The organism is Streptomyces canus 299MFChir4.1, from assembly GCF_000383615.1.
GTDB lineage: Bacteria > Actinomycetota > Actinomycetes > Streptomycetales > Streptomycetaceae > Streptomyces > Streptomyces canus_C.
Genome location: NZ_KB911671.1, coordinates 1 through 8,629, shown reverse-complemented (window position 1 = coordinate 8,629; position 8,629 = coordinate 1). Strand labels below are relative to the sequence as shown.

Genomic DNA, 8,629 nt, shown 5'->3' with positions numbered 1-8,629 from the left:
AGGATGCGCAGCCAGGCCGGCACGTCGGTCATGTCGAGGAGTCCGGCGGTGGCGACGTTGGCGCCGAGGGATGCGATGAGGGCGATGACGAACCAGCACCAGGCCGCCGCTTTGGCCGTACCGGTGCGGAGTCGACGCCATGCGGCGACGAGCAGCAGGTCAACGCTGATCGGATAGGCCCACGCCTTCCATCCGCCCTGTCCGGCCGCCATGGCAATGTCGTGGATGTGGGCGAAGGACAGTGCGGCGGCGATGAGCGCCTGGACCAACACCGCGTCGACACGGGCCAGATGGGCGCGCAACGGTCCGGCTCCTTTCTGTTTTGGCCATGGCAGGGGTAGGGACGTGGCGCGAGGCGGTCACGCCGACCGGGTGAAGAGGGGGTGCGTCAGTCGGTCACCGGGTGCGGCAGGACTGCCGGGGCCGGAGTCTCGACGAGGCGTATGGGGATGGCTGGCTGGAAGGGCTTGAGCGCGGGCAGCTCGGGCACCAGGTGCGCCGATTCCCGGCAGATCTCGGCGGCGTCGCCGAGGGAGAGATACGGCGTGCGGATGCGGGACCAGCCGCCGGAGGTGTCGCCCGCGACGGCCAGGCCGGGCAGTTCGGGGGCGATAGCGCAGGCCGCGGAGACCGCTTCCGGGGCGATGTCGCCAAGCGCCATCTTGGCGGAGGCTTCGTCGTTGACGCGATGGCAGACCCGGCCGGTGAGCTGGGCACGCAGCATGGTGGCGCCCTTGCCGAGTTCGGCACCGAAGCGTTGCCCGCACACCTCCAGGTAGATGCCGGCCGCGCGGCCGAGCTGGGCGAGGCGGATGAGCTGGGTGACCATCTCGTCCCGTCGTTCCTCGTCCTTGCGGGTGGCAGTGAGGAAGAGTTCGGCCACCTCGTCGACGAACAGGACGACGGGGGTGGGCCGTTCGCTCTCGGGCAGGCCCCAGATGTCGGAGGTGATCTCCTCGTCCGGGGTGTCGGGTGCGATGCCCTGCCGGGCCTTGATCAGGTCGTATCGGTCCTCCATTTCCTTGACCAGCGCGGGCAGCAGGTCGGCGGCTTCGTTGGGGTCAGTGGCGAGGGCGGACAGGCGGGCGGCGAAGGGCGCCAGCTCGACGCCGCGCTTGCAGTCGATTCCCACGAGGGCGACGGACTGAGGGGCCAGTCCGGTGATGAGGTGGCGCAGGTACATGGACTTGCCGGACAGGGTGGCGCCGAGGGTGAGTTGGTGGGGAACGGCCCGGTAGTCCCGTACGAAGGGAGTCGCGTCCTCCCGCAGAGCAACCGGCACCTTGAGGAACCCGGAGGCGGTCTTGCGGGGCATCCGCACCCGCCGCAGCACGTCGTAGCCGACGAGCCGCAGTTCGACGACACCGGGCTTGACGGTGGTGACGTAGACGGCGTGAACTCCCCAGGCGTGCCGCAGCCGTTCGGCCGAGGCGGCGACATCGGCGGGTTCCTGCCCGAGGGCGAGCCGCAGGCGGATGCGCAGCCCGGTCGAGGTGGGCCGGATGATGCCCCGGCGGGGCGGAACCGGCCGGACCTCCCGCCGAGTGGTGGCCTTGACGGCGAGGACCCTCAGCCGGGACGGGGCGACGGTCAGGCCGCAGGCCTCCATGACGGAGCTGTACGAGCTGAGCAGGCGGACGGTGGATATCGGGCCGCCGACGGCGGACCAGTAGAGCGCCGGGTACTTGGCCCGGGTGTAGGCGGTCCCGCCGCCGAGCGCGGCGAGGGGACCACCCACCTCCAGGAGTGTCGTCAGGTCGGTCATCAGGCAGTGGCCCCCATGGCGGCCGGGAACACGGCCGGAGTGACGGCAGCGGCCCGGAAGGCGATGCCATGGCGCTGCTGGCCGTTGAACACGGACTCCCACGGCCGGGCGACGAGCCCCGGCAGCGAGACCGGAGCGCCCAGGTTCAGGCCCTTGGAGACACCGCCCTCAGGCACAGTGACCTTGATCAGCGAGGACTCACCGTCCTCGATGTAGACGACGCCGAGCGTCATCAGCGCCTCACCGCTGACGGCGTCCTTGGCGATCTCGCCGGTCTGACGGTCGCGGACCTTGGGCTCAGGAGCCTCGGTGAGGAGGATCGTGGCAGCGGAGGTCTCAACACGGATGGTGCGCAAGACAGTTTTCCTATCTACTCGTCTATACATGCAGTGATCTGTGGACCCGATCTCTCGGGCTCACGACGATCACCCTGCCACACAACTTGCCCACTCGTCTATACGAGTATGCATGGTGAGGTGTACGAGCTCGGGAGAGCGCCCCGCGCACCATCTCAAACCGGGACGATCAGGTCGCCGGAAGCTGGTACGACAGGACGTAGGCGTCTGCCGCCATGACCGTGTCGCAGACCTCGACGGCCCGCCCTTCGGTGTCGAAGGCGGTGCGGATCAGGTGGATGACGGGCACGCCGGAGGCCAGCCGGAGCGTCTTGACCTCATCCGGCGAAGGCATCCGGGCCCGGATCTCCTCCTCGAAGTGGTCGAGGCGGTGGCCGAGTTCTTCGAGGCGGGCGTAGATGCCGCCGGGCCCGGGGTTGGGTTCGGCGATCTGCGTGCCGCGGGCGATGTCGAGGGGGAGGTAGGAGGTGGCGAACTCGACCGGCCGGCCGTCGAGGAGATAGCGGCGCCGCCTGGCAAGCACCCGCCGCACGGACCCGAGCCGGGTGGAGATGTCCTGACTGGCCTTCTCTTCCTTGACCTCAAGGCTGTCGACCTGGGCATGACTGCCGACCGTGTCCGCCTCGACGATGAAGGCGGACTTGCCCTGCTCCCGGTGCCGGCGGGCGAACCGGTCGGAGGCGAGCCGCCGTACGGGCGGGCGGGGCCGGACGAAGACGCCCTTGCCGTGCTCGGCGTGGACGAGTCCTTCCCCCTGGAGGATGGAGAAGGAGTTGCGGACGGTCATCCGGGATACCCCGTAGTGGTCCACTAGCTCCGCCTCGGAGGGCAGCTTCTCGCCCTCCCTGAATCGCCCACGGTCGATGGCCTCGCGCAGCTGGTCGGCGATCTGCCGGAAGACCGCACGATCGCTCGTGGGGTCGAGATCACCGAGCTGGCCGGAGGGAAGAGCAGGGGTCACGAGTGCACTCCTTTAGGTATCTAGACGTGTGGGCGAGTGTTGTTGCTACGGTGGAGAGCCTAGCCATCCGAGAGGGCCGAGGAACGTGAGCACAGAACGCCCGCACTCCGTCAGCGTGGCCGGAGTCGTCATCGACGACCTGGGCCGGGCCCTCCTGATCCAGCGCCGGGACAACGGCAAGTGGGAACCCCCGGGCGGTGTCCTCGAACGCGAGGAGACCATCCCCGAGGCCCTGCAACGCGAAGTCCTGGAAGAGACCGGCATCAAGATCGCCCTTCCGGCGACTCTGACCGGCGTCTACAAGAACATGACGGGTTTGATCGTCTCCCTGGTCTTCCGCTGCCAGGCCGCCGACGGCACGCCCACCACCGGCGACGAGACCCGCGCACTGCGCTGGGCCACCCGCGAAGAAGTCTCCGGGCTTGCCGACGAGGCGTACGCCATCCGTGTCCTGGACGCGATGGACGCGGCGTCTCCACCTGCCATCCGCGCCCACGACGGCGTGAAACTCGTCTAGCCCGAACCCGCTGCACATGGCGGCCTACCAGCATAAAGGAACTTGTATGCACGAGTATACGAGTACAGCCCGGGTCTGGGGACTCACTTGCCCAGGTTTCCCGGAAGAGGTCAGCCGGGCCCGCCGCTGGACCCGCGACATCCTGCGCGGATCGCCATGGGCCGAAGACGCCGAACTGATCGTGAGCGAACTCAGCGCGAACGCGATCCTTCACACGGCGAGTGGCCAGGAGGCGGGCAGCTTCCACCTTGCTCTGGCGGTATCGGCCCAGGCCATCGCGCTGTCGGTCACTGACGATGGAGGTACCGGCACTGCTCCAAAGGTCGAGCGCCAGGACCAGGACGCCGAGCACGGCCGGGGCCTGGGCATGGTCAGCGTGATCGCTCACCGGGTCGTCGTCCACGAGAGCGACGGCGGCCACACGGTCACCGCGGAACTGTTCGCCGCCCCGCCCGCGGGAGATCACCCATGCTGATGGACAAGCCGCAACGTGGCTACTGGTGCGAGTGCTGGACCCAGGACCTCACAAAGGAGACGCAGCCGATTCTCCGGGCGTCCTTCGACGCGTACTCGGCTCCGCAGGCCGACAGATGGGTGGCGGTGGCACTGCGGACGATCTCACCAGCTTTGGATCCTGATGCGTCTCAGGACGCGTGGGGGTGGCTGTACGACGGCCGTATCAGGACGAGGAAAGCACTGCTGCGAGCCGAGCCCTGCACAGTGACGCTCACCCAGACCCGCACCCGCATCATGTGGACGATCCGACCAGTGATCTTTCTACCGCTGGCACACCGCCAGAGGGCCGAACTTCCGCCCTGCGCTCACGACTTCAAACCGCACACTGAGCCTCACACACACCAGCAGATCGACTGAGTTACAACTTTCTCTACTGGTTCAAGGCCCGCGCACGGCGCGGGCGCGCGCCGCCTCTGCGGCGCGGCCTGCCTCCTGTCTGCGCCCCGGCTGGCCGCGCCCGGCGGCGCGCTAGCGAGCTGCGGGCATGAAGTGGGAGACACCCTCTGTGGCTGGGGCGGTCGGCTCCACGGCTTTAGGCAGCCACTTTGGGGCGAGCCTCTAAGATCATGGCCCCAACGTCGTGCTTTACCGGGCAGGTCCACAGACTGCCCGACTCGCCGGAAGCTTAAGGGGCCATGATCACTCGCCCCAAAGCAGCTCCAGCCCAAAGCCGCTCCGCCGACCTCGTTTGATCACCGCGCGGCATTGCCGTTGATCTAGGGCTTCACAGGTTTCTTGCTACCCGAGGAAAAGGCAGGATCACCTAGTACTGCTAGAAATCGCCTGAAACTGCGACTATTAGCGGCGAGCGAGTCGATGTTTGCAGCAGCCAGAATCTTAGGAGCGTCACCGGTCTTATCGTACTGACCTTTGGTCATGGCTGAATTGATTACTTCGCATGGGTCTATAACCTTGTCGGCCTTGTCCGGAACTGCCGCCCTTTCAATTCTCTCAGGTCGAGCATAGCGTGCCCTTTGTGCTCGAAACCCTTCAGGGCTAGCGATTAGCCAATTCTCAAATGATCGATCCTTGACGACAACTCTAATCCTGTCGTCGATATCGCTGCGCAGTTTTGCCTCAATCTCCGCTGCTCGTTTTGAGGCTAGGGTCTGACTCATCTCGCGATCTACGAGAAAGACTACGAGTTGGGCGCCGCGCGCAAAGGCCATTTGGATCCCTGTGCGTGCTCCACGAGCAAGGACCGCGACAGGAGCCAGGGGATCAACCGAAGCGCGTACCGGACGCAATATCTGCAGACCCAGTCTCCGCTCAAGTTGTGGGTAAAGCATTGGAAGTCCTCTAACTTCTGACTCGCCCTCAGTCACTACCCCCACCTTGCGCATGAATTCACCCTTCGGCTTCATTGCCGGGCAATGACTGCGGAATCAGGCCACTGTCGTAAACGTCAAATACGTCGAAGCCCTTCTCGTAGTAGAGATCATGCACTTCGGGCATGGCCTTAACGAGAGGCTTAATATTGGATTTCCCGGAGGCTCGCCATAGGAGGACCACCTCTTCGGGACGAAGCAGCTTGAGCAGAATAGGACTGTGTGTAGTCAAGACAACCTGGCGGTCTCCGACCTCTCGACAGTCATCGAGGAATCGGCGGAGCACCCATGGATGGATTGCGTTTTCTGGCTCCTCGATGAGCACGATTGGTCGCCTCTTGTCATGCAATGCGATAAGAAGCGCGAGAGCTTGAATGGTGCCGTCTGATACCTCGCGAGCAAACCACGGACGACCGCCGCCCTTCTCGTGGAATTTCAGCACCAATCCGCCACTGTCGGGACTCGGTTCCGTAGAGATATTCTCAAGGCCGGACATGATGTGGCGCATTCCTGCCATGACGCGTTGCCAAACCGCAGGTTGCCTGAGGGCCATTCGTGCAACAACCGCCGGTAGGTTACCTCCGTCGCTATCCAGAGATGCGTTCGGAGTCAATGCTCCGGGCTTTCGGCAAGCAGAAGGGTTCAGCCTGTATGCCTGGATGAATGACATTCGCTGCCGAAATTCGCGGAAGATCGGGAAAGGGCTGGATAGTGAGTCGAGGCCGGAAGTTGCTTGCGTTCCCGGAAGACTGAATAGCTCATCTTGGGCGTTAGCCTCTCTTTCTCGCCAAAGATAACCCAGTGCGTAACGATAGGATTCCATCACTTCGTCGGTGAGACCAGCACTCGAAATCATACTGATTTGAGGATCGCTGGAGGCGTCGCCGGTAAGGCTCAGAATTTCTTTCCAGCCATCTTCGTGTTCTGAATGGACTTTGAAAGTCTCCCGACTCACTGCATAGTCGGATGCGCTACTTCCGGAAGCTGGCTTGATGGTGAAGGAATGCTCGATCGAGAAAGCGAGGTCAGGGATGGATACCTTTCGCGATCGATTGCGGTTTCTATAGAGGGGGAGCTCAGAGAGATTAAGTGATGCTTTAACTACAAACTGAACGCCGATGGTAGTTCTCCGCTGAGCCCTGAAAGCGATTGAATCGATTCCCCCCGATCGTCCAACAGCGTAGTCGATGCCGAAACGGTAGACCTCCCCAAGGAATCCGATAGCGTCCACCAGGTTACTTTTTCCGGATCCATTAGGGCCGGTAAGTACGCGAAAGTTGCTGAAGTCCAGACTCACGTCATACAAAGACTTGAATCGCTTAATTCGCAAGCTGTCGAGTCGCATACTTGTCCCTAATTGGGGCGCCGAAAGGATTCCACTTGATCGATGGCAGGGTCATATGATGCAGCATGAGGACCAGAGCTGTCTCCGACTTGTGCCAGTTCACCCCCCAGGGGTGAGGAGTTGGGGGATCAAGTGTCGCCGCCTCTCAGGGCCAACTGGGTAGTCCCGGGTGGGAGGCCTATCGAGTGCAGAGGACCCGTCAGGCCAGCGTGGCCGAATCGCTCTCTTGTGGCTGAACCGAGGAGATGCAGCACGCGATCAGGATGCTGCCATCGCGGCGCGTGCCGATTGGACAACGCGCTCCTGGCGCTGCAGATAGGACTCCCGCACTTCGTCGAAGCGAGAGTGCTCGGTGCCGTCCCTGCGGGTGATGCGCCAGAGGCATTGGTTGGCTCTCAACGATGCGTCCAGGACGGCCTGGGCCGCTACGGCGGTCTGGGACGGCCCTTCAAGGACGATGACACGGACGCTGTGCATGAGGGGCGCGTAGGTTTCACGCAGCTCTAGACGTAGTTCCTCAAGGCGCGTGAGCTGTTGGCTCGCGCTCCCGTTTGGGCCGGCGCACGTCGCAACTAGCGTCGTGAGCCGTTGACACTCGTCTGCCTACCCTCTCTCTGGGTCAATCTCTGGCTGGCAGCGGCTCGTGACGATGCCAGATCAGGTACCGGTCCTCTCGGCGTAACTCCGCGGAACCCCACTCGATGCCCATGACGCCCTTCTCCATCGAGCAGGCATAGGCGACGAGGACGAGCTGTACGTCTTCGGGAAGCAGCTCCAAGTCTGGATGTACCTCGGAGTCGTCGAGTTCTCCCCAGTCCAGGTCGAATGCCTGTTGCCTGGGAGGCGGGCCGTAGCGGCGGATCAGATCTGCTCGGAACCCTGTGGCCCGGCGGAGACGTGCGGCCGTGACAGGCACGTCCTTCTTCGCGTAGCGGAGGGGATAGATCAGGTGGCCCCGGACGAGCATCATCGTGCGTCCTTGCAGGCGCACGGCTTCCCCAAGCTCGGCGATGCCGGCGGCTAGTTCCTCGTACTGCACGGCGTAGAGGCCATGTCCGTAGGCTTCAAGAGTTTGAGTGTGAACGCCTTCGTGTCCGGTTCGGGCCCGCTCATGAGCCCGGATGAGGCAAGCCGGGATGATGTCCGCCAGTTCACCGGCTATGTCCCCGAAGGTCTCACGTGCCCATTGACTGGCTGAACCCACGACGTACCGCCCTTCACTGGTGGTCCTGCAGAACAGCACCGAGCAGCATCCAGCTAAACCGTGCTGCGCCCGGGCGGATCACACAAGGTGGCAACCAGCGCACAGGGGGAGCGCACACCGCCTGAGCAGGGTTCACCGCACCTGCCACTCACGTGCTACAACCACCAGTCGATCGCCCGACTCTGTCGCTCGCAGTGACGGCAGCCCTGACGGCGGAACGGAGGCATCAAGGTGCCACCTAACCGCCCCACCAGGGCGTGCCCGCATCTTCTAAGCGCCTGTCCCTGCCGGCAGTCGCAGCTGGTCGACGGTCATGACCCGCCCGGGGTTGCGTCCAGGGAAGTGGTGTACGGGTTCGACCTGATCCGGGGGTTTGCCCCGGCATCGGGATGGGGCCCGCATAGATGAACGGCCACCGGCTGATCTTCGAAGTGTCGAAGCCTCGAAGGAGATCAGCACGATGACCGCACCAGACAGTCTGCCCCTGCACGCCCTCGCCGAGGACAACCTCGCCGCGGCGAGTCCCGACCTGCTGCGCGCGATGGTCAAGACGTTCGCCGACGCACTCATGTCCGCCGAGGCCGACGCCCTCTGCAACGCCGAATACGGGCAGGTCAGCGAGGAACGCGTCAACCAC

11 protein-coding genes are annotated in these 8,629 nt (G+C 64.2%); 4 read left to right on the top strand and 7 right to left on the bottom strand.

Annotated elements, in window-relative coordinates:
• The 4 genes from H293_RS0148320 to H293_RS0148305 all read right to left on the bottom strand — a co-directional run.
• A partial coding sequence (locus H293_RS0148320) for a DUF2637 domain-containing protein (RefSeq protein ID WP_020124933.1) occupies window positions 1-302 on the bottom strand: 302 nt, incomplete at its 3' end.
• Between the two features lie 86 nt (window positions 303-388).
• Entirely contained in the window at window positions 389-1,765 is a 1,377-nt protein-coding gene (locus H293_RS0148315; protein WP_020124932.1) for an FtsK/SpoIIIE domain-containing protein, read from the bottom strand.
• On the bottom strand, window positions 1,765-2,121 hold the full coding sequence (locus tag H293_RS0148310; RefSeq protein WP_020124931.1) for an SCO3933 family regulatory protein: 357 nt from the start codon (window positions 2,119-2,121) through the stop codon (window positions 1,765-1,767). The genes H293_RS0148315 and H293_RS0148310 overlap by 1 nt, the downstream gene beginning before the upstream one ends.
• A 169-nt stretch (window positions 2,122-2,290) precedes the next feature.
• Window positions 2,291-3,082, bottom strand: a complete 792-nt coding sequence (locus H293_RS0148305; RefSeq protein ID WP_020124930.1) for a GntR family transcriptional regulator — start codon at window positions 3,080-3,082, stop codon at window positions 2,291-2,293.
• An 85-nt stretch (window positions 3,083-3,167) separates the two neighbouring features.
• Here H293_RS0148305 and H293_RS0148300 point away from each other — a divergent pair, with 85 nt between their 5' ends.
• The 3 genes from H293_RS0148300 to H293_RS61245 are packed head-to-tail and all read left to right on the top strand — an operon-like array spanning window position 3,168 to window position 4,472.
• A complete protein-coding gene (locus H293_RS0148300) occupies window positions 3,168-3,599 on the top strand; it encodes an NUDIX hydrolase (protein ID WP_028808869.1) in 432 nt (143 codons plus the stop codon).
• A 46-nt stretch (window positions 3,600-3,645) separates the two neighbouring features.
• Window positions 3,646-4,074, top strand: a complete 429-nt coding sequence (locus H293_RS0148295; RefSeq protein ID WP_020124928.1) for an ATP-binding protein — start codon at window positions 3,646-3,648, stop codon at window positions 4,072-4,074.
• The gene (locus H293_RS61245) at window positions 4,068-4,472 is read left to right on the top strand and encodes a hypothetical protein (protein WP_020124927.1); all 405 of its coding nucleotides are present in this window, start codon (window positions 4,068-4,070) and stop codon (window positions 4,470-4,472) included. The genes H293_RS0148295 and H293_RS61245 overlap by 7 nt, the downstream gene beginning before the upstream one ends.
• Before the next feature lie 359 nt (window positions 4,473-4,831).
• Here H293_RS61245 and H293_RS61970 read toward each other — a convergent pair whose 3' ends face one another.
• From H293_RS61970 to H293_RS0148280, 3 genes are all read right to left on the bottom strand, one after another.
• Entirely contained in the window at window positions 4,832-5,458 is a 627-nt protein-coding gene (locus tag H293_RS61970) for a DUF4276 family protein (protein WP_472727937.1), read from the bottom strand.
• A gap of 4 nt (window positions 5,459-5,462) precedes the next feature.
• Window positions 5,463-6,788: an AAA family ATPase gene (locus H293_RS56885; protein ID WP_078612958.1), complete on the bottom strand. Its 1,326-nt coding sequence runs from the start codon at window positions 6,786-6,788 to the stop codon at window positions 5,463-5,465.
• Between the two features lie 619 nt (window positions 6,789-7,407).
• Entirely contained in the window at window positions 7,408-8,031 is a 624-nt protein-coding gene (locus H293_RS0148280; RefSeq protein ID WP_106968643.1) for a hypothetical protein, read from the bottom strand.
• A gap of 421 nt (window positions 8,032-8,452) precedes the next feature.
• Between H293_RS0148280 and H293_RS61240 the strand changes: the two genes are divergently transcribed.
• Window positions 8,453-8,629 (top strand): transposase (locus tag H293_RS61240; RefSeq protein ID WP_020124924.1); only part of this gene is annotated, 177 nt, incomplete at its 3' end.

Excerpts from the sequence above, each read along its gene's own strand:
- H293_RS0148315 (WP_020124932.1), bottom strand. The coding sequence starts at position 1,765 with ATGACCGACCTGACGACACTCCTGGAGGTGGGTGGTCCCCTCGCCGCG.
- H293_RS0148295 (WP_020124928.1), top strand. The coding sequence starts at position 3,646 with ATGCACGAGTATACGAGTACAGCCCGGGTCTGGGGACTCACTTGCCCA.
- H293_RS61245 (WP_020124927.1), top strand. The coding sequence starts at position 4,068 with ATGCTGATGGACAAGCCGCAACGTGGCTACTGGTGCGAGTGCTGGACC.
- H293_RS61970 (WP_472727937.1), bottom strand. The coding sequence starts at position 5,458 with ATGCGCAAGGTGGGGGTAGTGACTGAGGGCGAGTCAGAAGTTAGAGGA.
- H293_RS56885 (WP_078612958.1), bottom strand. The coding sequence starts at position 6,788 with ATGCGACTCGACAGCTTGCGAATTAAGCGATTCAAGTCTTTGTATGAC.